This is a genomic window from Candidatus Shapirobacteria bacterium, from assembly GCA_041659325.1.
GTDB lineage: Bacteria > Patescibacteriota > Microgenomatia > UBA12405 > UBA12405 > JBAZYN01.
In genome coordinates this window covers 453,743-475,552 of sequence record JBAZYN010000001.1, presented here as the reverse complement: position 1 = coordinate 475,552, position 21,810 = coordinate 453,743, and the positions used below count along the sequence as shown (strand labels likewise).

General features: G+C 44.1%; 24 protein-coding genes. 17 read left to right on the top strand and 7 right to left on the bottom strand.

All coding sequences use genetic code 11. The features are described from left to right. The first annotated feature begins 1 nt into the window (after window position 1). From WC841_02575 to WC841_02500, 16 genes are all read left to right on the top strand, one after another. Entirely contained in the window at window positions 2–463 is a 462-nt protein-coding gene (locus tag WC841_02575) for a prepilin-type N-terminal cleavage/methylation domain-containing protein (GenBank protein ID MFA5828219.1), read from the top strand. Further along, entirely contained in the window at window positions 460–900 is a 441-nt protein-coding gene (locus WC841_02570) for a prepilin-type N-terminal cleavage/methylation domain-containing protein (GenBank protein ID MFA5828218.1), read from the top strand. Before WC841_02575 ends, WC841_02570 begins: the two co-directional genes overlap by 4 nt. Before the next feature lie 165 nt (window positions 901–1,065). After that, on the top strand, window positions 1,066–1,566 hold the full coding sequence (locus WC841_02565) for a type II secretion system protein (protein ID MFA5828217.1): 501 nt from the start codon (window positions 1,066–1,068) through the stop codon (window positions 1,564–1,566). Continuing rightward, the gene (locus WC841_02560; GenBank protein MFA5828216.1) at window positions 1,559–1,966 is read left to right on the top strand and encodes a hypothetical protein; all 408 of its coding nucleotides are present in this window, start codon (window positions 1,559–1,561) and stop codon (window positions 1,964–1,966) included. Before WC841_02565 ends, WC841_02560 begins: the two co-directional genes overlap by 8 nt. Further along, window positions 1,963–2,538, top strand: coding sequence for a type II secretion system protein (locus WC841_02555; protein ID MFA5828215.1), 576 nt, complete (start codon window positions 1,963–1,965; stop codon window positions 2,536–2,538). Before WC841_02560 ends, WC841_02555 begins: the two co-directional genes overlap by 4 nt. Window positions 2,539–2,706: 168 nt before the next feature. Next, window positions 2,707–3,207 (top strand): hypothetical protein, encoded by a 501-nt coding sequence (locus WC841_02550; GenBank protein MFA5828214.1) that lies wholly within the window; start codon window positions 2,707–2,709, stop codon window positions 3,205–3,207. A 404-nt stretch (window positions 3,208–3,611) separates the two neighbouring features. Further along, window positions 3,612–4,211, top strand: coding sequence for a hypothetical protein (locus WC841_02545; GenBank protein MFA5828213.1), 600 nt, complete (start codon window positions 3,612–3,614; stop codon window positions 4,209–4,211). A gap of 91 nt (window positions 4,212–4,302) precedes the next feature. Further along, entirely contained in the window at window positions 4,303–4,779 is a 477-nt protein-coding gene (locus WC841_02540; protein ID MFA5828212.1) for a hypothetical protein, read from the top strand. 19 nt (window positions 4,780–4,798) lie between these two features. Next, the gene (locus WC841_02535; GenBank protein ID MFA5828211.1) at window positions 4,799–6,154 is read left to right on the top strand and encodes a hypothetical protein; all 1,356 of its coding nucleotides are present in this window, start codon (window positions 4,799–4,801) and stop codon (window positions 6,152–6,154) included. An 18-nt stretch (window positions 6,155–6,172) separates the two neighbouring features. After that, window positions 6,173–7,435, top strand: coding sequence for a hypothetical protein (locus WC841_02530; protein MFA5828210.1), 1,263 nt, complete (start codon window positions 6,173–6,175; stop codon window positions 7,433–7,435). 67 nt (window positions 7,436–7,502) lie between these two features. Beyond that, on the top strand, window positions 7,503–8,177 hold the full coding sequence (locus WC841_02525; protein MFA5828209.1) for a hypothetical protein: 675 nt from the start codon (window positions 7,503–7,505) through the stop codon (window positions 8,175–8,177). 64 nt (window positions 8,178–8,241) lie between these two features. Next, window positions 8,242–10,875, top strand: a complete 2,634-nt coding sequence (locus WC841_02520) for a hypothetical protein (protein MFA5828208.1) — start codon at window positions 8,242–8,244, stop codon at window positions 10,873–10,875. Next, on the top strand, window positions 10,876–11,706 hold the full coding sequence (locus WC841_02515) for a hypothetical protein (protein MFA5828207.1): 831 nt from the start codon (window positions 10,876–10,878) through the stop codon (window positions 11,704–11,706). Window positions 11,707–11,729: 23 nt separating this feature from the next. Then, window positions 11,730–12,758: a type IV pilus assembly protein PilM gene (gene pilM / locus WC841_02510; GenBank protein MFA5828206.1), complete on the top strand. Its 1,029-nt coding sequence runs from the start codon at window positions 11,730–11,732 to the stop codon at window positions 12,756–12,758. Next, window positions 12,755–13,300, top strand: a complete 546-nt coding sequence (locus tag WC841_02505) for a hypothetical protein (protein MFA5828205.1) — start codon at window positions 12,755–12,757, stop codon at window positions 13,298–13,300. Before pilM ends, WC841_02505 begins: the two co-directional genes overlap by 4 nt. Before the next feature lie 11 nt (window positions 13,301–13,311). Continuing rightward, the gene (locus WC841_02500) at window positions 13,312–14,052 is read left to right on the top strand and encodes a hypothetical protein (GenBank protein MFA5828204.1); all 741 of its coding nucleotides are present in this window, start codon (window positions 13,312–13,314) and stop codon (window positions 14,050–14,052) included. On the opposite strand, the gene WC841_02495 is transcribed toward WC841_02500, so the two are convergent. From WC841_02495 to WC841_02465, 7 genes are all read right to left on the bottom strand, one after another. Next, window positions 14,042–14,275 (bottom strand): KH domain-containing protein, encoded by a 234-nt coding sequence (locus WC841_02495; GenBank protein ID MFA5828203.1) that lies wholly within the window; start codon window positions 14,273–14,275, stop codon window positions 14,042–14,044. The genes WC841_02500 and WC841_02495 overlap by 11 nt on opposite strands. Window positions 14,276–14,277: 2 nt before the next feature. Beyond that, window positions 14,278–14,580, bottom strand: coding sequence for a 30S ribosomal protein S16 (rpsP, locus tag WC841_02490; GenBank protein MFA5828202.1), 303 nt, complete (start codon window positions 14,578–14,580; stop codon window positions 14,278–14,280). Window positions 14,581–14,627: 47 nt separating this feature from the next. After that, window positions 14,628–15,326, bottom strand: coding sequence for a ribonuclease III (rnc, locus tag WC841_02485; protein ID MFA5828201.1), 699 nt, complete (start codon window positions 15,324–15,326; stop codon window positions 14,628–14,630). After that, a complete protein-coding gene (gene nusB / locus WC841_02480) occupies window positions 15,295–15,693 on the bottom strand; it encodes a transcription antitermination factor NusB (GenBank protein ID MFA5828200.1) in 399 nt (132 codons plus the stop codon). The genes rnc and nusB overlap by 32 nt, the downstream gene beginning before the upstream one ends. Beyond that, complete coding sequence (rpmF, locus tag WC841_02475) at window positions 15,690–15,842, bottom strand: 50S ribosomal protein L32 (protein MFA5828199.1); 153 nt, start codon at window positions 15,840–15,842, stop codon at window positions 15,690–15,692. Before rpmF ends, nusB begins: the two co-directional genes overlap by 4 nt. A 331-nt stretch (window positions 15,843–16,173) precedes the next feature. Continuing rightward, entirely contained in the window at window positions 16,174–16,800 is a 627-nt protein-coding gene (locus WC841_02470; GenBank protein ID MFA5828198.1) for an NYN domain-containing protein, read from the bottom strand. 189 nt (window positions 16,801–16,989) lie between these two features. Beyond that, entirely contained in the window at window positions 16,990–18,996 is a 2,007-nt protein-coding gene (locus tag WC841_02465; GenBank protein MFA5828197.1) for an ATP-dependent DNA helicase RecG, read from the bottom strand. 142 nt (window positions 18,997–19,138) lie between these two features. Here WC841_02465 and WC841_02460 point away from each other — a divergent pair, with 142 nt between their 5' ends. Next, the gene (locus tag WC841_02460) at window positions 19,139–21,781 is read left to right on the top strand and encodes a transglycosylase domain-containing protein (protein ID MFA5828196.1); all 2,643 of its coding nucleotides are present in this window, start codon (window positions 19,139–19,141) and stop codon (window positions 21,779–21,781) included. Window positions 21,782–21,810 lie beyond the last annotated feature (29 nt).

Genomic DNA, 21,810 nt, shown 5'->3' with positions numbered 1-21,810 from the left:
AATGAAAAAAATAAAAAATGGCCATGCCTTTCGGCAGACAGGCTTTACTTTGTTTGAACTTTTGATAACAATTTCCATAATCGCAATAATTACGGCGATTGCGACGGTGTCTTATTCGAACGCGCAAAAGAAAGGGCGGGATGCGAGAAGGATGCAGGATATGAAAAATATTCAGACGGCGGCGGAGCAGTATTATTTGATGAATAATTCAGTGTATCCACCAGTGGGAACAGTTGCTGCTTTTAGTAGTGGTTTAATCAGCGGAGGTTTTTTGCAGGCTTGGCCTGTTGATCCCAAGAATGTGACACCATATACGGTTACCGGAGGTTTTGTTGTTGGTGTACCGGATTATTGCGTATGCGCACAGCTTGAAAATACGACTGCAGGAAATTCTATTAATGCTAGCTGTAATTTTACGGGGGTTGGCAATAAGACTCATTATTGTGTTAAGAATCAACAATGAGAATTAAATCTACCCCTACCCCCTCCTTTGACGAAAGGAGGGGCACTACAAAAAAACTAGGTTTCAGTTTGATTGAATTGATTGTGGTGATAACTATAATTGCAATAATTACGGCGATTGCGACGGTGAGTTTCGGAACGACGAATAGAAAGGCAAGGGACGGGAGAAGGCAGGCCGATTTGGAGAGAATCAGAATGGCACTGGAAGTGGTGAGACAGGTGGGGACGACATATCCTGATGACTCAAGCATATCAGTATTGACTTCGGGAGGGTTTTTGTCGGCTTACCCGGTTGGGCCGAGTAGCGATACCTATGTTTATGACCGGCAGACTAATTACACCTATTTTCTATATGCCAGGATGGAGACAGGAACAACGATTGCGACTGCGGTATCGTGTACGACCGGAAATTGTAACTATCGGGTGACACAGCCGTAAATTTGGTAATCAGTAATTGGTAATCTGTAATCTGTAAGGAGAACACTGCTCGTTATTTCGAGACCGAAGGTTGTGGTGATTTTCCTACAAAGTCGCAGGTTTAAAGATTGTCACTCCTTCGACGGGCTCAGGATCGTAATGACGTAATATGGTAGATTTATATATATGAACGTGAGGTCACGGGGATTTACTTTGGTGGAGTTAGTGGTGGCGATAACAATAATGGGGTTGGTGATAACGGTGGGGGTGGTATCTTTGAACAAATTCGGATCAACTCAAAAAATTGAAGAAGCCCGGGAGGGGCTGATAACCAGCCTGAGGATGGCAAGAAATTATGCCATGACAGGGCAGAGTATGAGCGGAGTGGCGGACTTGAAATATGTAACATTTTCTGTTGACAGCGAGGGAAACGTTTCGGTTTTTCCAAACGATGCTGGCGCGGCTCAATATTTTAGTAAAGATATTTCTCCCGAGGGGGTGATGATTGGGGTCGGGACAAGTTTGAGGTTTGCTTCTTATGAAGGAAAACTGGTGGATTCTTCCGGTAGCCCGGTAAATTCGGGAGTGGGTTTTACTGTTTTTGCCGGTGATGTGAGCCGGATGGAAGATCCCGGCGGAGGCGGGTTGATGGTTAGAGTTTCTGCTTCGGGATTGATAAATGAATAATAAAAATTTTGGTCAAAGTCTGGTTGATTTAATATTTTCGGTAGCAATAGTGGTACTGGTGCTTTCGGGGGTGGTGGTGCTGTTGGTGTCTTCGGTTTCTACAAAGACAAGAAGTTTTGACCGAAAGACGGCAGGCCGGATGGCGGAGGTGGTAATGGAGAAAATGATGAAAGCCAGAGAAGCTGACCCGGAGGGATTTTTTGAATCGCCCTTTGTGTATGCGACGACAACATGGCAAACACTGACAGAGTTTCCGGGATATACATATACAATTGTTTTCAACAATTCTGATAGCTCTATTGTGGAGTGTCCGTCTTGTGTTCTTGTAACGGTAACAGTTCAATGGACGGCAAAGGAAATGCAGATACTTAAGTTAAATAGGGTATTTTCGAGGATATGAGAAGAAAAGAGTCAAAAGCAAAATCCCTCTCCCCCACTATTGTGGGGGTATCTCCCTTTGACGAAAGGGAGATTAAAAGGATGGGTTTTAGTTTGATTGAAATAGTGGTGGTGGTATCAGTGATGGGGTTTATCCTGACTTCTATAACTACCGTTTTGGTTAATTCTTTTAAGGCGAAAAACAGGATCAATTGGGCGGATAAGGTGGAGCAGAATGGGGCTTGGGTATTGTCGGAAATCAGAAAAAACGTGATAAATGCTCCGGGAGAGACAATCGAATTGGACCCGGCGGATAAATCTTGGGTTTCCTTGTCGAGCATAGGGACGACAATTCAATGTGTGGAGTCGGCAGATAGCCAAATTGCATCGGTGTCGGCGAATACCGTTCGGCTGAGCGGCGAAGAAGTGGAGGTGAGCGGTTGCGGGAATTTTATCAGCGGGACGACTTCCCCATCGACAGGAAAAGTGGTCGATTTGAGCGTGGGATTTTATTTGAGCTCCGGCCTATCGGGCGGTGGCCCGAGTGACTTTGTTTCGAAATACTTTTCCTCGGAAATAAAGATAAGAAATTGATTTTTGGCGTGTGTAATTGGTGTGTATAATATTTTATAATGAATATTTTAATATTTTTGATATAATTGATTGTATGCAAGGATAGAGTAAATATGATATTGATATGTCCTAGAATATATGTTATATTACGGTTGCTCGCTAATTAATTATTTTTTAAATAGTAAATAAATGGAAAGAAATATTGTAAGAAATAATGAAGAACCCGTTAAAAGACATGTTGGGCTTGTAGAAAATGTTGCCAGGGTGGGGTTGGCGACATTATTACTTGGTGCTGGTGGGGCTGCTATTGGTCGCGTTACTCAGGCAGAGGTTAGTGAAGCGTATAGAACCGGTAAGGAAAGTGGAGTGGTATTGCCGAGAGTATCTCTCGGTGAACGATTAGGAATAATAATAGACTATATGGTCAGAGCCAGAGATGGTAATGCCGGTCGTTTTTTTGTTGACGAGTGTGGAACAGGTACCCAAATGACTCCGATTCCCGTCCCAGGTGAAGGCCCAAGAACACCCGACTATCCGGATGCTCCGTGGCAAGCTACAGGAGGAAAGAGCCGCCTTGGCAATGAGTGGAGACCTGTAGGGACAATGACAAAGGATGGCGTATTATATGTGATCGAATATAGGGGTGGGACTGATTTATCGCAGGGAGAACCAACTTGCGGACCAAGGTAAATCGTTTGCAATGCAAGTGGGGTTTGCAGAGTAGGTTTGAATTTAAGTAATTAATTGAGGCGGGAATCGAAAGATCCCGCCTCGATTGACATACGAGAAGTAATTCATTAGTCTTTATTTGTGACTAGGAGTTAATCTTTATGTTTTTCGGACGGGGGCGGCGGTGTTGATAAAAAAAGAGATAGGGGGGAGGCGAAAATTTCTTTAGGGTTGATTTTTTTAGAATGGGAGGAGTGATTTTTGGCGTGTGTAATTGGTGTGTATAATATTTTATAATGAATATTTTAAATTTTTTGATATAATTGATTGTATGCAAGGATAGAGTAAATATGATATTGACATGTCCTAGAATATTTGTTATATTACGTCTGTTCGCTAATTAATTATTTTTTAAATAAAAATAAATGGAAAGAAATATTAGAAGAAATAATGAAGGATCTGCTAAAAGACATGTTGGGTTTGTAGAATATGTTGCCAGGGTGGGGTTGGCGACATTATTACTTGGTGCTGGTGGGGCTGCAGTTAGTGGTGTTGCTAAGGCAGAAGAGGGGGGTGTGTCCAGAGATACGGAAAACAGAGTGGTATTGCCGGTACTGCCCATAGAGAGACAGCTAGCGATACAGGAAAATTATAGTGTCAATGGTTCTGGTGATTGGACTATTAATAGGTGCGGGGTAGCCGTGAGAGTGAGTAGAATCGACGATACATATCCATCTGCTCCGTGGCAACCAAGACCCGGACTCAGTTGGGTTGGCGGTGATCCTAGATCCTCGGCGACAGAGACAGTTAAGATTGGTGACGGACCTGGAGTCTTCCCGACAGAGACAATTTTAGGTAGGCTAGATGACGGCACTTTTCTGATAGTGACCGAATATCCGCTTGATACTCCTCTGTGGCGAGGAAAACCATCCTGTGGAGCAGCTGAATCGTTTGTAGGGGATTCTATGGTAGAAAATCCTCCAGCCAAACCGGTTGTCAGAGCGCCAAGACGAAGGCGTCCGTAAGATAAGTTGAATTTAAAGTAGATAATCGAGGCGGGAATCGAAAGATCCCGCCTCGATTGACATAGGTGCGGGGATACTTTAATCTTTAGTTGTGATTGATAATTTGTTTAAAAGAGGAGCTACGGCGAAGGTTTCGTTGGGATTGGTATTTTTTATCTTGGGCGTGTTGGTGTTGGTCGGATCGGTGGGGATGAGATATGTTGCAGAGGGTGGAATCGGTAATAAAAGCCGAAATCAAGTTATCCCAAAAGAAAAGGAGGCGATAGTACCTACTTATACCCCAGAACAAGAAGAGATGGCGAAAAAAGCGGAAACTTTTGAGTTTGTTATCGGCGAAAACGGCCTTTCGGCCGAAGATCAGTCCAGAATTTTGGGATTTCATGATTTTGTTACCTTTAGAAACGGAACCGATAGCATGGTGGCGGTAGAGTTTGAACTTATGGGGCCGAGGACGATATTGCCCGGGGAGGAGTGGACCAGGAGTTTTGAGCAGCTAGGGGAGTTTCCTTATTCAGTCAAAGGTCTAGCAAAAGAATATAATTATAAAGTTAAAGTAATTAAGAAATAAATCGGATAGCCCCTAACATATGAAAATAGTTTTTTTGTATTTATTGTTTTTGTTGAGTACCGTTTTGTTTTCGCCACGTCCTACTTTTGCCCAGGGGGCTTGTAATTGCGACAGTAGTCATGGAGTTTGTAATATGTCGTGTTGTACCCCTGCGGGGGGGTGTAATTATACAAATAGCGATTCTTGTTGCCGGCGGACTTGTAACAGCAGTTATGTTTGTAAAACAGTTTCCGGTGAAGGAAGTGATCAGTGTAATGGAGAGAATACAAGCTGTGGAACTCCGCCTACTTCTACCCCGGTTGCGGTGCCGACGTCGACTCCCGCACCTGCCTGCCAAACCAGTGTTTGGAATGAATCGTGCGGGTGGTCAGGATTAAATTGGTGTGGATTGGGGGCTTGCAATACGGGTTGGGTATCGGGCCCTAGCGTGAGTTTGAGCTGTCCTTCAAATCAAATTTTGAGGAATGATGGGACTTATTGCAGCCGATGGGACGGAAAGAAAAGCTTTAGCGGGACGGTGAGCTGTATATCGTCTGCTTCCTGTGTGACTCCGACTCCGACCCGGACACCGACGCTAGCAGCAACCCGGACACCGACGCCAACGGCAACGCGGACACCGGTACCGGGAGTGCCAACAGCAACCCGGACACCGACGCCAACGGCAACGCGGACACCGGTACCGGGAGTGCCAACAGCAACCCGGACTCCGACGCCAACGGCAACCCGGACTCCGGTACCGGGAGCGCCAACAGCAACGAGGACAATAGCCCCTACTCCCACCAATACTCCCGGACCAGGCTATCCCCTATGTGATGCTTCATGTGGCGTTTGTGGGGTAAAAGTGTCGGCATCGTCTTGTTATGTAGATTGGGGGAATTCTGTTTATGGATTAAATTGTTGCCACATGGAATGCCTGAATTCACCCTTGGTCTGTATGTATGTAGACGGAGGGGGGTCGTGGAATTGCGCGGCTTGTGCCCCGTCGGCGACACCAATCCCTGATTCAGCCTGTGAGCCGGTTGCCAATCCGGCCGGACTAGTCTGTGATGTGGCCGGAAATAGAATATCCTGGAATCCGGTGGCCGGGGCTGACTATTATCCTTTGAGGGTTGATGATTCGCCAAGTTCTTTTAACAGTGCATGTACCCCAACCAACCCGGGAGATGTTTGTGAGGATGTGAGTACGACTTACAAATATTATACTTTTGAACCGGGAGGGACGTATGATATTTGGGTACACGCGATTAGCGCATGTGACGGCAGTTGGGGTGTTGGGGCAATAAATAGAATTACATGTGTCGGTCCAAATGGTCCGCCCTCGATGGCACGGTTGACAGTGGCAAATAGTGTGGGGATGACAATAGGAACTGAGTAAGTGTTGTAGAATGGATATGTGATTGGTTTTATCTTGATTTTGATGTCGATGTTTAGTGGCTTTTTGAAAGATGCCTATGCCGGCTCTTGCTACCCTTATCCGGCCGGGGTGGGGCCTTTTACTGCAGATTGTGTTTACCGGGAGACCAGCACTATCGGATGCGAAGACTTTTGGACGGATGTAAGACCACCACGGACGGAGTGTGATCCCGGGGGGGAGATAGCGAGTGATTATTATAATAGCGAAGTCTTTAGATGCAGATGTGACTGGAGAGTGGCGATATATGATTGTTTGAGCAGAGGAAGGGTGGTGGTACCAACAAGTTTGATGAACGCATCGGCCGGATTGTGGATTTCAAACGGCGGATGTAAGAGTGAACTCCCGGAGGCAACTGCCCCTAATCCGCCTTTCAGTAAAAATGTTGCCTTGTATTCGGAGGAGTGTCGAGAATATTGTTTGTTGGTGGCGCCGATGGGAGGCTTTCCAACTTTAATCCCCTCCCCTGCGACTACCTTCGTACCCGGAGTGCCAACAACTCCGACACCGGAAGATCAAGAGGCATGGTTTCAAGTGACAGCCGGCGGCATAGCGGCCGGAATAGAAATTGTAAACAGTATCCCCGAGACGTGTGCTGACGATAAGAGCATGGGATGTGTCGCTGCGATGACAATAAGGGATGTAAGTGGAGATAATGGACTGGTGGCAGCGCCAAACATCGACAATGACACTGACTGTGGAAGTGAGTGTAAATACGGGTTTCCCAAAGACTGGGGGGAGGAGCTATATATAATCGGTGAGAGATATGGATACCAGTATTTTCTGGATAATTATTATCAAAAGTATTCTGTGGGGAAGGTTTTTAGGGGAAGTAGCCTTAGTTATGAAGATGATATTGGACCATATAGCGAAGGAGAGGAAATTGTATACGTTCAGGGGAATTTGGTGATTGATGAGGATATTACCGAAGAAATGATGCCGAAATCAGGTTTTTTTATGATGGTAGTTTCGGGAAAAATTAGTGTTGATACAGAGGTGAAAGAAATAAATGGGGTGTATGTGGCCGATTTGGGTTTTGAGGCAGATGGAAAGTCGCCTAATCAACTGGTGATTAACGGCGTACTCTATTCCCCCGGTGGGGATATAAGATTATCAAGAGGATATAGTAATGGAGCAAAAAATAATACCAGTCCGGCAGTAGTGGTCCGATACCGGCCGGATATGATGTTTAAAATGCCTTCAGTATCGGCCAGTTCCGTGTCGAAGTGGAAGGAAGGGAGATAGACGGATTTTGCTAATCTTATAATACTTTACAATGTCTGGTGGTTGAGTTATAATCTGGTACAAAATTATGAAGACAATAAAAAAAGTAGCAACTGTTTTATGTTTGGCATTATTTGTTTTTTGCCTGAAGCCGGCTGAGAATGTGAGAGCGGATGAGGGAGTGGCAATTAAAAATAGTATTGCCAATATGTCTTCTAAGTTGGGGCTTTCTGCGAGTGAAATTTATGTATTAAGTACAAAGAGTGTCACTTTTTCTGATAGTTGTTGTGGTTGTAATACAAGTAAGGTTTGTGCACAGGTGCAAACGGGCGGTTATATAATTGCTTTGGAAGGGGCAGGGATGAAATATACCTATAATACTGATAATTCAGGACTAGTAAGATGTCTTGCCCGACAAGAGTTGGTGAGAAAAACAGTTTCCGGGTATGTCAAGAACTACAAGACCGGTAAAATGTTGGCCTCGGCAAAGGTTTTGGTCCATCGGGTTGACATGGGTTCATGTTCGGGGAGGCATTGGACTTGCGGTACGGTCACTACAGACTCAACAGGAAAATGGACGGCTGTTTGTTCCGGCTATCCGATGAGAAGTATATATGTGAAGGAGACAAATCCGGTGGGATATCCACTTGATTTTAACCCGCAAGTAACCGGCGGCTCGGTTTGGGACAAAAATACTGTTTGCTACAAAAGTATATTGGGCAAGTCGGTGTTTGCCGGACTGACCTTTTTTGACTCAAAGTAGGGACGGGTAAAAATCTCATTGGCCGTTTGAAGTGAAAATTTCCGTATGGTATTCTGATGTTGGAATGAATTTTTCGAGAGGTTTTATAGCTTTATTGGCAGTTTTGTTTTTTTCTGTGGTTTTTTGGTACACACCTAGATCCGTATTGGCTAGTGCGGCGACAGCTTTGGCGACTGATAAGGCAAATATGGCCAGTAGGACGGGAGTAAGTATTGCTTCAATTACTGGGGCGGCTGTAGCAAAGACGTTTGACGATACATGCTGCGGGTGTCCAAGTGCGGGGGTATGTGGACTGATGTTTACCGATGGATACGTGGTGACACTTGACGGAGGCGGATACCATTATGTCTACCACAATCACCAAGATGGCTCTATCGCTTGTCTGTATTCGGCGTCGGCACCGCCGCCGACAGTCGTTCCGACACCTACCAGTATCCTTCCGGTGACTACTTATCCGGGGTGTGACAGTACATGTGGTGTCTGCGGTGTAAGAACGGACCCGTCGACCTGTGTTCAGGATTGGGGAAATGAGATATATGAATTAAATTGCTGTCATATGGGTTGTGCCGGGTCGCCGGCTAGTTGTCAATATGTACATGGTGGCGGAAGTTATAGCTGCGCTGCCTGTGCTCCACCCCCAACTCCGACAGGGGCAGTGATACCGACTGTCGCGTCCTGTGGGGATGCCGGATTTTATCCACAGGGAGTTTCTTTTGATAGTGCTTCTTTGAGTCCTGTAAATTTTATATCGAATGATTGGATGACAATGTCGTTTACTCCTTCTTTTAGCGGAACTGTTAACGGAGTTTTAGTCAAGGCGGGTAGCCAGAGGGGCGGATCGTTTACGAACCATTTGGACTGTAAGGTAACCGATTCTATGGGAACAGTAGATATCTCGACGGAAGGTAGTTCGGTAGATTTTAACATTGACGCCGGTGAGGGTTGGAAGGCAATGTCTTTTCAGTCGGCGGAATTTAGCTTGACGGGGGGGACAAATTATCAATTGAGGTGTAAACAAAATTTGGCTGACAGGCAGTTGTATTGGATGAGGGAATGGCCAACCGATTTGAAAACATATGCTATCTGTATGGATCCGGTGGTTGTGCCAACAGCAGAGCCGACGGCAGTGGTTACCCTGGCGCCGACGCCGACGGAGATTCCTGTTACCGGAATTAGAAACCATGTATGTGATCCCGTTTTTTTTACCGCAACCGGTGAGAGAATCGTGAAATTTAATGTGACAGTGACCGACCCTGATAACTCTACCTCTCCGGTTCATGATGAGATTCAGATAGTAGAGCTAAGATTTGGTGATGGTACTGATTTGAGTTTGCACTATGATATGACGGCGGGGATAAGCGTGACCGGTTTGCGTAGTGGTAACGTAACGGTTGGATCGACGGCTACAACCAACGGAAGTGATAAGACAGTGACATTTGCAGTAACCTTTAATGATTTGAGTGGTTGGCCGGCCGCGACTGACGGCTATGATCTTTTTGTTTATGCTGAGGATACCTGGGGAGGTCTGTTGAGTACAGGTGTTGGCGGTTGGATGGAAATGAATAGACAATTTAAGGTGTGGGATTGTGTGGTGGAGGTAGTCGGAACTGTTTATGACAGTAGCGCCGATCTATTGGCGGTCTGTCCTCATACCGGATATTCGATTCCGATTGCGGACAGTGTAGGATTTGGCGGACTGATGTATGAAGATGTTTCTTCCCTGTACAAATTTTCTAACAGAACAATGACTGCGGACAATGATTCTGATTATCACAGTGATAATGCAAATCATTTAATTTTTGGGCAACAATATGCACCTGATTTTGACCCTGAGCTACTTGGGACGGATCCGGTATTGAGCGGACTGCTAAAGATTACGGATGTGAATGACGGGGAAAGGGTTTTGGAAAATTGCCCGGCAGCAACCAGGCTAAACATAACTAATCAGGTGGTTAACCCTTACCAAACAGAGCCAAAGATAAAGGTAGACTATGTGACGGCAGCAGACCAGGGGCCGTGGTTTCAGGTGACATCGGGTGGTATCGGGGCAATGGTGTCCATTCTTGATAATATCCCGGTGACTTGCGCAATTGACACCACTTGTATTCCGGCAATCGCTATTGGTGGCTTGGGCGGTAGTAATGGATTGGTGGCGGCGCCGATTATTTCTAACAGCTCGGGTTGCGGCAGTTTGTGTAAGTATGGTGAGGTGCACGACTGGGGGCTGGAATCCAATGTTATAGGAGAAAAATACGATTATGATTATTTTAGAAAGATAATGAGGCCGGCAGTGGTATCTGAGGGGAACACTGTCTGGAGTAATTTGGGAGCCGGAGTAACAGGGGTGGTGTTTGTGAATGGGAATCTTTCGATTGACGAGGACATCGTGAGAAATCCTGTGGGGTTTTTGATGGTGGTAGTTTCGGGTAAAATTACAGTCCAAGAGACGGTGAATCAGGTGGACGGGATATTTCTGGCAAACGGTGGCTTTGAGACACCAGGAGTCTCGGCAGAGCAATTGGTGATAAACGGGGTGATTTATACTCCCGGCGGAGATATTAGTTTAACAAGAGGATATACTGATAAGATAATAAACAACACAAAACCGGCAGTTTTGGTTAACTACCGATCGGATTTAATGTTTAATTTGCCAGCAGAATTGACAAAAGTATTGTCGGGCTGGAAGGAGGGAAGATAAGTGAAAAAATTTATAATTCTTAATTTAAAATTTATAATTAAGGGAAAAAGTGGCCAGGTGGCACTGATCGTGCTTATAGTGTCGGCGGTGGTATTGACATTCGGGCTATCAATTTCCAAAAAGACGACGGTGGAAACCAGAATTGATACCGACGAGGAGCTGCTAAAGAAAGCTTTTAGTGCTGCAGAATCCGGAATTGATTATTATCTTGGCTCTGAAGGGACTAAAACCAGTTATTCAAATCCTGGTAATCAGGAAAGGGCAGATGTAACGGTGAGGCAGTTGGGTGGAGTGGGGGTTCACGAGTTGAACTTTGAGAATTATACCTTGAAGAATCAGAAGGCGTTATTTTGGTTGGTGGAACATAATACTGACGGATCAATCAGCTCGAATCATTTTATCGGTACGGACGTAGACATATGTGTTGACAGTGCCTTTGTCGGGGCGCTGAAGGTTGATTATTTTTATAAAGACGGAGCAACGGATGAATATAAGGTCGGAAGGTATGGGTTTAATATCGGTGGCGGCAGCGATAGCGTGAGTGGATTTGTTGACCAGGCTTTGACTTTGGGCTGTTTTAATTTCCCCCTGGGAATGGGGAATAAGACTCTTTTAGTTTCCGTGACACCTTTGTTTAATAACACCAGGGTATCGATGAGCAACGCAGCGTATGATTTTCCGTCTCAGGGCGAGGAGATTACATCGGTGGGACGGGCAGGAGATTTAAGCAATGTTGGTGTGAACAAAAAGGTAACGGTCGTAAGAGGCTATAAAGTACCATTTTTTATGATGGACGCGATAACATCTGGCAGCCGTGTGTTGAGTAAGTGAGAAAGTATGGCTATACTTAGAGTATGAGTGATTTTTTTGGCTTGGATATCGGGATGGGTTCGATAAAAGTCGTCCAGATAAGCGGAGATAAATCAGGGTTGTCTTTGGAATCTATCGGGGAGACAAAAACCCCCAACTATGACTGGATAAAGAGTACAACTAAAAATAAGCCAGTTGAGGAGGTGGTGGCCGCAATTAGACTGCTGTTGTCTGATCTAAAAATAAAAGCCAGAAATGTAGTGGCTTGTCTGCCGGAAGATGAAGTAATCAGCCGATTGATTAGACTACCGCCACTGAAAGACAGTGAAATTAGAGATGCGTTGAAGTTTGAGGCGGAGACCTTTGTCCCCTACCCACTTGACCAGGTGTCGATAGATTATGAAATTGTCGAAAAAGATAGTGCCGGAAGATTGGCAGTATTTGCAATTGCGGCTCGAAATGAACTAATTCAGGCGTATGTTAAATTGTTTAAATTTGCGGGATTGGAACTTTTGGCACTGGAGTCTCCGGCGGTGGCGATGAAGAGGGTTTTGAATAGCTCGGTATCGAACGTGCAAGGGATAATGCTAATTGATATGGGAGAAAAGTATTCTGACATTGTTAGCTTGAACAAAAAGAATATTGCCTTTACTCGATCAATGTCGGTGGGGGGTGAGTCTATAACCAGGGCAATTTCGGTTAACTTGGGGTTGGATATGGCCTCGGCGGAAGAATACAAAAAAGCATATGGGATGAAGGAAATGGAACTGGAGGGCAAGATTAAAAATGCGATTGCGCCGGTGTTTAGTAACATGGCGGATGAGATCAGAAAAGCAATGTCACTTTTTCTGGAAGAGCAGGGTCGGCCGGTGGATTTGCTAGTTTTAAGCGGTGGTGGGGCTAATTTGCCGGGATTGGCTGAAGAGATAACCAGATTATTGGGAGTGGAGGTGCAGGTTATCCAACCGTTTTTGCATATTGACACGACTAAGCTAGTGATACCGATAAATTTGGCGTCTGAGGGATGTCGATTTAGTCTGGCGGTGGGGCTAGGATTAAGGGGGTTGGTATGAGCGCGGATTTAAACCTGTTGCCATCTCAGGCAAAATTTCAGGCGGCGAGAATCAAAGTTAAGTCCCAGGTAAGTAGGGTAATGATTTTGATCTCGGTGCTCTGGGTTTTGGGGTTGGTGGTTGTTTTTTTGTTTTGGTTTTTGGCAAAAATGGCTCTAGTGGCAGATGAAAAGAAATATAAGAAAGCGGTAACAGATTTTCAGGGAATCTCTGATGCAGTATTAAACAGTGAACAACTGAAATATCGGGCAAAAATTGTGGGAGAAATATTGAACAAAAGGTTTGAGTATGGGAAAGCTTTTCAAACGGTAACTACTTTGTTTCCATCGGTGATTAACCTGGACAAATATGAACTTAAAAGCCAAAAAATTTTTAGTGTTTCGGGGGTGGTGCCTGATTGGAAAGAGGTAGATACACTGGAGGAAATTGTTCGGGATGTTAACGACGGTTTGTCTGAGGGTTTTATGTCGGCAAAGCTAAATTCGTTGGTGTATTCAACTGAAAAAGGATGGACTTTTGATATGGAGGTGAAGATAAAATGAAATATTTTAAAATGAATCTCCCTGATAAGGTTTTTGGGATTGAAGGTAATTTGTTGGTTATTTATATTTGGCCGGTCATATTGGTAATAATTGTGCTAATAAGCATAAATGTAGTGGTGACGCCCAGAATTGAGCAAATGAATTCGATGAAGGGAGAATCGAGTAAATTTGCGCAAAAGACAAAAGATCTTAGGGAAAAGATTGCCTATTTAACACAGGTTGATCAGGCGGAAATGAAAAGCCAGGCGGAAAGTTTGGAAAGCGCGCTGATGAACGGGAAGGATTCGTACTATCTGGTTAATATAATCCGGAGAATATCGGAAAAGCATGGTTTTGTGGTGGAAAGTTTTATGATCAGCCCGGGAACCGTGAGTCGGAATGAAGTAGAGCCGAAACTACCTATTAAAGTGGTTATTGTTGGCCCCAAGGAGGGGTATCTGGGGCTACTTTTGGGGATTGAGAGAAATTTGCCGATTTTGTCGATAGATAGTTTTAACGTCCGGTCGGTGGGACAGGTAATGGAGCTGACTCTTGATATGTCCTCGTACTATTTGAGCGAAAAGACGGTGGAAAAATCAGCCAACATCTCGTTGGCGGATTTGGTTATGAAACAGGAAGAAACTGATGTGCTAAAAAAACTTTCCGCCTTTACCCCGATTGAAGATACTCCACGGGCGAAAATCGAACTGGGGGAAAGTGACGAGAAAAAGACATTTGTAAAATACGACAGGAAAGATCCGTTTAACCCCTGATATCGAGAGTAAACTTAGTATTTGGATAAGTCAGGTTAAGGATGGTGCGGATTGATTTGATTATTTTGCCTTCTTTCCCGATGATTTGCCCGATAAGCTCGGTGGGGGCAACAATTTCGAGAATTAAAAGACCGTTTTCGTCCCTTTCTTCGATGGTGATAGCTGAATCGGCGGGGGTAATGGCTTTTACGATATATTCGAGAGTTTCGGTGATTTTGGCCATAATTATTCTTTAACTTTTTCCTCTACTTTCGGAGTTTCGGCTTTAGTATCTTTGGTGGTTTTTTTAGTTTTTTTAGGAATTTTTTTGGGGTTCAAAAGTTTATCTACGCCGACAGTAAGGATGGCCCCCTTTTTTTGCCAATCAACGATTTTTTCTTTGTTGACTTGCAGGGTTTTGGTTTGGGGAGTATAGAAGCCGAGATCGTCGGCAAAATTTCCGTTATATTTGCTTCTGGCTTCGGAGACAACTATCCGGTAACTGAGGTGATGTTTTGTCCCTCTTGGAGTAAGTTTAATTTTTAGCATATGGGGGATTATAACCTAATTTGTCGAAAGTTTAAAGTAATGGAGTTTTAGCCGGAGATGATTTCGGAGGCTTTTTGGGAGGCGTTTTCTTCGGCTTTTTGTTTGGAATTACCGGTGCCGGAGGCGATCATCTCATCATTTAAAAATACTCCGACTTCGAAAGTTTTTTGGTGGTCGGGACCGGATTCACTGATTGTTTGGTAGTGAGGGGTGACTCCCCTAACCTCCTGGGCAATTTCCTGGAAAATGCTTTTGGGATCTTTGTAAATTTTTTGTTTTGCGATTTCGGTTACGTTTTTTGAGAGGGCAGTTTTTAGAAACTCAAAGGAGACTTTGTAACCACGATCGAGGAAGACGGCGCCGAGAACGGCTTCGAAAGTATCGGCCAGGATGGAGGTGTTGGTCCGGCCGCCGTGGGTTTCCTCTCCTTTTGACAAATAGATATAGTCGCCAAGGTTGTAGGAGGCGGAGACCAGGGCTAAATTTTGGGTACAGACAATTAGGGCACGGAGGTTGGTGAGGTCCCCTTCGCTATAGTGCGGGAACATTTTAAAAAGGGTTTCGGAAATCCACATTTCCAAAACGGCGTCACCCAAAAATTCGTATCTTTCGTTTGAAAGTAACATGAGATTTTTGTTTTCGTTGAGATATGACCGATGGATTAACGCCTGATTGAGGATTTGGGGATCTTTGAATTTTACGCCGATTAATTTTTCAAGCTGATTTTGGTTCTGGTTGTGGGGCATTTTGTTCCAGTAGCCCCAATTTGTTGGCAGCTGAACCGATTACTCCGTTGACGAAAGAGGAGGAGGTTTCGGTGCCAAATTCTTTTGCCATTTCGATGGCTTCATCGATGGCGACTTTTGGGGGGGCTTTTTTTTGAAAAATTAATTCCCAAAGAGCATATCTTAGGATACTTAAATCGATTCGATTTATTTTGTCGATTGACCATTTGGGGGCATTTTCCTGGATTATGGTATCGATTTCCGGGAGGTGGGCAATAATGTCGGCGGTATCTTGGGTGATCGGTTCAGAGTTTCTACAGGCGTGAGCAAAAAGCGCCTGCATGTTTTTGATCCTTTTTATATGACGGGGGTCGAATTTACTTTTCACTGTTTACAGTTTGAGCATTGATAGCCGGCCATTTTTGGCTGGCCGCAGTGTTTGCAGCTAACGGTTTTTTGAAGTTTTGGGCCGGTTTGACTGGCACGTCTTTTTCCCTGGCGGCGACTGGATGGCCAATGTTTAGGTAAGGCTGTCATATAGGGGTATTATAGAGTAGAAAGTAGAAAGTTGAAAGTAGAAAGTTGACTGGCAATTAACTAACTATGGTTATCGCGAAAAAGTTCTTCGAAACGCTCGAGCTAGATCCACTAAAGCTTCCCTAACTTGTTCTTTAGAAGCATCATCATTTGCTATTGCCGGTGCCAGGCATAAAGCGGTTACTATGGATGGTACTGTTTTCCGAGAAACGGGGACAGATATTGGTTTGAATGTCTCTCCTTGGTCTGGGTCCGGTTTTATCTCTATTATTGGTGACATAACTGTATTTTATAAGCCCATCTAGTGGATGTCAAGATTAGAGTTGACAGATTATTTTTGAAGATCAAAGGCTTCAAGCTGAGTGGTTTTGTCGATGGCGTTTATTATCTCAGAACTCCTGAGTAAAATTGTTTTATTGGTGGTAAAGGTTAACCCCTTGTTTGGCATTGACTCGAATCCTAAGTAAATAATTTCTAGCCCCCGACTTCTGGCTTCTTTTATTGCCGGTTGAAGATCAGAATCTGAACTACACAAAACAACGGTATTAAAATTACGATCAAACGCACTTTTTACTAGGTCAACTGCAATGCGAACATCAACACCTTTTTCTTTGAATACAATTTTCTTTTTGTTGCCGTCGTCTATAAGTTGTGGCCTTACTTTTCCGGCAATTAAAAACTGATACTTTTGTTTTTCTAACCTTGTTTTTAAAAATCTTTGTTTGTTGACTAACAACCGGGAAGTTTTTTCTGTTTCGGGTGTGACCTGAAGTTTTGCAGAATAATATATTTTGGTTACTATGTTTAAACCACTCAAAGCACCTTTAAACATTTTCTCAAAATCAATGTTTAGGATAGAAAATTCGTGTTTTTTAAAGCCGCCATCTAGCAAAACTTGCTCCACATAGTGTCTTAGGTTCTCTCCATCGATAAATAATGCTACTTTATTACTGTTCATTGAGTGTATTATGACACAAAAAACTCCGGTGGGCTTTCGCATGACCGGAGCGTTGATTGACTATAGTATACACTGTAAAATACCTTTTGGTCAATACATATATGAGATGTTTAGCACTATTTGTACAGAGTATTTATTTATATTATCCATATCATAATACAATAAAAAGTAATCAAGTTTAATAGAGTTCTATGAGGAGAGAGAATCGTTGAAAAAGGTGTGATTGACTAACTGATGTAAGTCAAAGGCAGGAGTTGTATCGAGAATGTATTTGAGAATCTGTTGACATTGGTTGATGAGGGAAGCATTGGAAAATGAGGCGATTTTTAGTGAGGGGAAGCCGTGTTGGAGAGTGGAAAAGACTTCACCCGGACCCCGGAGACTAAGGTCATATTCGGCAATTTTTTGGCCGTGGTGGTTTTCGGCAAGATAGTTTAGGCGCTTAATTGCTTTTTCGTTGTCTGACTCGGTAAACAGATAGCAGTAACTTTGATTTGAACTTCGGCCGACACGGCCACGAAGCTGATGAAGTTGGGCCAGGCCGAATCTGTCGGCCGATTGGATGACGATGACAGAGGCGTTTGGAATATCTATTCCTACCTCGATGATCGGAGTAGTGACGAGAATGTTGGTTTTGTTTTCCCGAAATTTATTGATGATTTTTTCCCGGTCGGGAGTTTTCATTTTGCCATGAATCAGATCGAGTTTCAGGTCGGGAAAGACAGTATTTTTGAGGTGATCAAACTCGTGGATGGCTGATTTGACGGTGGAGAGAGTTTCTGAGGGTTCGATAAAAGGACAGACATAAAAAACCTGTTGATGGGTAGTTTGAACCGTTTTTTTAATCCAGTGATAACAGTCGACTGATTTGGCTTTGGGGACGAGGAAGGTTTTTATTTTTAGCCTGTTTTGGGGGAGACTGTCGAGAAGCGAGAGATCAAGATTTCCTAAAAGAGTCAGACTGATGGTCCGAGGGATTGGGGTGGCAGTCATGGTGAGACAATGAGGAGGATTGGAAGAAGAAGAGAGGAAGGATCTTTGTTCGACACCAAATTTGTGTTGTTCGTCGATTATGAGTAACCCTATCTTTCTTTTTAACTCGGATTTTTTGAAGATGGCGGCGTGAGTGGCAACGAGAACGGAATTATTTTCAATTTTTTTGAGGTCGATTTTTGAATGGGCGGTAAGAAGATAGACGGGGATTTTTTGGTGATTTAATAATTGGCAAAAATTGTCAAAATGCTGTTTGGCTAGAATCTCGGTGGGGGCAATTAAAAGAGAAACGCTTTTGTTTTGAGAGGCTAAAATACAGGAAAGCATGGCAACAATAGTTTTTCCGGAGCCGACGTCGCCCTGAAGTAAACGATTAGTGGGGGCGGTTTTTGAAGTTAAGTCCCCTCTTATTTCCTCCCAGGCAATTTCCTGAGTTTTGGTGAGTTTGAAGGGCAGAGTTTTTATAAAGTCAGTGATTTGGGAGTCAAAAATCTTGGATAATTTAAATATCTTTTTGGGCCGATAGGTTAACCATTTTTGTTTTTTCAAGTAAGAGAGCGCTTGCAGAGAGAGAATCTCGTCGACGGCCAGACGGTTTCGGGCCAGGTTGAGATGGGCAACGCCTGAGGGAATGTGGATTTGGAGGTAAGCTTGTTTTTTATCTACAAGGTGGAATTTTTTTAAGATCAAGGCGGGTAAATTTTCGGTTATATTGGCGGATAGCGAGAGAATATTGGTTTGAATAATTTTGCGAAACCATTTTGACGACAGACCTTTGGTTTCGGGATAAACAGCGATAATTTTGCCGGTATTGTAAGCTCCGTATTCCGGACTTATTATGGTTTTTTTGTTTTGGAAAAGAGAAACCGTGCCGGCGAAACTAAAAGTTTGGCCGATGGGCAGGTTTTTTGAAAGGTAGGGTTGGTTAAACCAGATTAGATTGATTTGGCCGCTTTGATCGGCTACGACTGCCTTTTGGATATTTTTCCCATAGCGGGTATAAATATTTTGAAAACTAATTATTTTTCCGGTAACAGTTGAGCTAGAGTCTAGCTCTAAATCCGAAATTTTGGTAATTTTTGAAAAGTCTATATATCTAACTGGAAAGTGATTGATCAGATCTGCGGGGGTGTGGATATTTAGTTTTTTTAGTTTCTCGATGGTCTTTGGGCCCAGAAGCGGGATTTCGGACAGAGAATTCATATGCTATGTTATCATTGCTTATGAAAGTAAAGGCTAAAACCATTAAGAAAGCTGTATTGGTTTTTGCAATGGTGATATTATTATTATCCGGGATGGTTCCCTTTTTAAGTGTGTGGATAAAATAAGAAGAAAGATTTGCGATATGTTAAAAAAGAGACCGAAAATCGATAGGCGTCGATTGTTGATGGGATTTTTTGTTTTTGCGTTGGTGATGATTTTGGCGGGGTTTGTAGGAATTTTTGTGCTGTTTGCCTGGTATGCCAAGGATTTGCCGACACCGTCCAAAGTAGTCAGAAGGGAGGGATTTTCCAGTAAAATCTTTGACCGAAACGGGGAGCTTTTGTATGATGTCTACAAGGATATTAAAAGAACACCTATCGTGTGGGAAGAGATACCAGATTATTTGAAAAAAGCGACCGTAGCAGTGGAGGATAAGGAATTTTATAGCCATAAGGGTTTTGACCCGCTAACCCCTTTTCGAATCGTAAAAAACTATTTTGTGCTGGGCCATTTAACCGGAGGATCGACTTTAACTCAGCAACTGGTTAAAAATGTTTTGTTGACTTCGGAGCGGAGCGTAACGCGGAAGATTAAAGAATTGATTTTGGCGATGCAGATTGAGGCCAAATACAAGAAGGACGAGATACTTTTGATGTATCTGAACGAGGCTCCATATGGTGGTACAGCCTGGGGGGTGGGAACGGCATCCGAACAGTATTTTGGCAAGCCGGTGTCTGAATTGAATCTGGTGGAAAGCGCGATTTTGGCAGGATTACCCCAAAGACCGAGTGTGTACAGTCCTTTTTCGACGACGCCCAAGGCCTATGTGGCCAGAACTAAACATGTTTTGGATCGAATGCTGCAGGACGAATACATAAACACGGATCAGTACAATGAGGCGATAAAGCAATCTGTGGATTATAAGTTTTTTGATAACTCGAGCCAGATTGTCTCGCCCCATTTTATCTTTTGGGTTAAAGAGGAATTGGCAAAAAAGTACGGCGAGGATGTGGTTGAAGGCGGAGGCTTGAAAATTACTACCACACTTGATTTGAAGCTGCAGGACGAAGTGCAAAAGATAGTGGCGGAGGAAATTGATAAAGCGGAAAAAATGGGTATAAGTAACGGGGCGGCTCTGGTGGTTGATCCGGTGACCGGACAGGTTTTGGCGATGGTGGGGTCGAGGGGGTACAATTCGGATAAAACAGACGGTAATTTTAATGTAGTGACACAGGGACTAAGGCAGCCCGGATCGGCTATTAAACCGGTTACCTATCTGACGGCAATTAAAAAGGGGTGGACGGCCGGGAGTTTGATTATGGATACGCCAGTAACTTTTGCCGGTACGCAGGGACAGAAAGATTATAAACCACAGAACTATACCGGTAAATTTTTGGGGCCGATCTCTTTGCGAAATGCCCTGGGCAATTCTATAAACACGACAGCGGTCAAAATGCTTGCCAATGTGGGACTGGAGAAGATGCTGCAGCAGGCGTTTGAGATGGGTTTGACAACTTTGGAACCGACAAAAGAAAATCTGTCAAGATATGGACTGGCGGTGACTTTGGGTGGGGCGGAAGTACGGATGATTGAATTGGCGGCGGCTTATAGCTCGTTTGCCAATACGGGATGGAAAAAAGAGCTGACGGGGGTGCTTAGGGTGGAGGATAGCAACGGTCGGGTGATGGAGGAGTTTCGACAGATTGATTCCAAAAGGGTAATGACGCCGCAAGAGGCATTTATTATATCCAATATTTTGTCTGATAATTCTGCAAGAGAAATAACTTTTGGGGCGGTAAATGGGCTGATAATTCCAAATTATCAGGTGGCGGTAAAGACCGGAACGACTAATGATAAACGTGATAACTGGGCGATCGGCTGGACACCGAACTTGTTGGTGGCCACTTGGGTGGGAAACAACGATAACAGCCAAATGCTGAAAGTGGCTTCGGGTGTTTCCGGAGCTAGCCCCATCTGGAAAAGGATTATGCTTTTGATAGTTCCAACACGACCAAAACAGGATTTTCCCATCCCGGACAGGATTGTGTCGGCGGAAGTTGACAGATTGTCCGGATATCCGGCACATGACGGTTTTCCCTCCAGGACAGAATATTTTATTGACGGAACGCAGCCGAAAATTTCGGATCCGATTCATATGAAGCTGAGAGTGTGTAAGGGTGACAAGGCGGGGTTGGCGACGCCTCAGGATATCGCCTCGAATAATTACGAAGAAAAGGAATATATAAAATTGGCCGAAGAAGATCCTGTTTCGAAAGATGGGAGAAATAGGTGGCAGGAAGGAATAGACGAGTGGATTGGTCAACAAGCTGATAAAAATAAATATAACCCCCCGGAAGACTATTGTCGGACTGACGGGATGGTGAGTATCGGATTTGATAATCCGTACCATGAAACGACAGTGGGGAATGATTTTGAGGTGAAGGTTCACACCTCATCTCTGAAAAAGATTGTTGAGGTCAAAATGTGGATTAACGATGAGGAAAAGAAAGTGTGGACTGAGAAGCCATATGAAACCAAGGTTAGTTTAAAAGATGGGCTTTATAAAATTAAGGTTAAGGCGGTTGATAAAGACGGAAGCTTCGGGGTGGCTGACGTAAGTATCGGTGTAAATTTGCCCTGGAATTGGAGCCCCTCCCCTACTGCTACAATTACCCCCGTGCCACCAACAGCAACACCAACGGTAACTATTCCGACACCAACAATGATGGCGACGGTGACTATTGTGCCAACGGTGGTACCAACTGTGGGAACGACCGGTTTATAATCCCTCTCCCCTTTTCGGGGTTTCTCCCT

Bases quoted from the DNA above. Each gene is read 5' to 3' on its own strand.
- WC841_02545 (MFA5828213.1), top strand. From the start codon at position 3,612: ATGGAAAGAAATATTAGAAGAAATAATGAAGGATCTGCTAAAAGACAT.
- WC841_02465 (MFA5828197.1), bottom strand. From the start codon at position 18,996: ATGAATTCTCTGTCCGAAATCCCGCTTCTGGGCCCAAAGACCATCGAG.
- WC841_02460 (MFA5828196.1), top strand. From the start codon at position 19,139: ATGTTAAAAAAGAGACCGAAAATCGATAGGCGTCGATTGTTGATGGGA.
- rnc (MFA5828201.1), bottom strand. From the start codon at position 15,326: ATGCCCCACAACCAGAACCAAAATCAGCTTGAAAAATTAATCGGCGTA.
- WC841_02575 (MFA5828219.1), top strand. From the start codon at position 2: ATGAAAAAAATAAAAAATGGCCATGCCTTTCGGCAGACAGGCTTTACT.
- rpmF (MFA5828199.1), bottom strand. From the start codon at position 15,842: ATGACAGCCTTACCTAAACATTGGCCATCCAGTCGCCGCCAGGGAAAA.
- WC841_02555 (MFA5828215.1), top strand. From the start codon at position 1,963: ATGAGAAGAAAAGAGTCAAAAGCAAAATCCCTCTCCCCCACTATTGTG.
- WC841_02495 (MFA5828203.1), bottom strand. From the start codon at position 14,275: ATGGCCAAAATCACCGAAACTCTCGAATATATCGTAAAAGCCATTACC.
- WC841_02565 (MFA5828217.1), top strand. From the start codon at position 1,066: ATGAACGTGAGGTCACGGGGATTTACTTTGGTGGAGTTAGTGGTGGCG.
- WC841_02520 (MFA5828208.1), top strand. From the start codon at position 8,242: ATGAATTTTTCGAGAGGTTTTATAGCTTTATTGGCAGTTTTGTTTTTT.
- WC841_02525 (MFA5828209.1), top strand. From the start codon at position 7,503: ATGAAGACAATAAAAAAAGTAGCAACTGTTTTATGTTTGGCATTATTT.
- WC841_02560 (MFA5828216.1), top strand. From the start codon at position 1,559: ATGAATAATAAAAATTTTGGTCAAAGTCTGGTTGATTTAATATTTTCG.
- WC841_02535 (MFA5828211.1), top strand. From the start codon at position 4,799: ATGAAAATAGTTTTTTTGTATTTATTGTTTTTGTTGAGTACCGTTTTG.
- WC841_02500 (MFA5828204.1), top strand. From the start codon at position 13,312: ATGAATCTCCCTGATAAGGTTTTTGGGATTGAAGGTAATTTGTTGGTT.
- pilM (MFA5828206.1), top strand. From the start codon at position 11,730: ATGAGTGATTTTTTTGGCTTGGATATCGGGATGGGTTCGATAAAAGTC.
- WC841_02470 (MFA5828198.1), bottom strand. From the start codon at position 16,800: ATGAACAGTAATAAAGTAGCATTATTTATCGATGGAGAGAACCTAAGA.
- WC841_02550 (MFA5828214.1), top strand. From the start codon at position 2,707: ATGGAAAGAAATATTGTAAGAAATAATGAAGAACCCGTTAAAAGACAT.
- WC841_02505 (MFA5828205.1), top strand. From the start codon at position 12,755: ATGAGCGCGGATTTAAACCTGTTGCCATCTCAGGCAAAATTTCAGGCG.
- rpsP (MFA5828202.1), bottom strand. From the start codon at position 14,580: ATGCTAAAAATTAAACTTACTCCAAGAGGGACAAAACATCACCTCAGT.
- WC841_02570 (MFA5828218.1), top strand. From the start codon at position 460: ATGAGAATTAAATCTACCCCTACCCCCTCCTTTGACGAAAGGAGGGGC.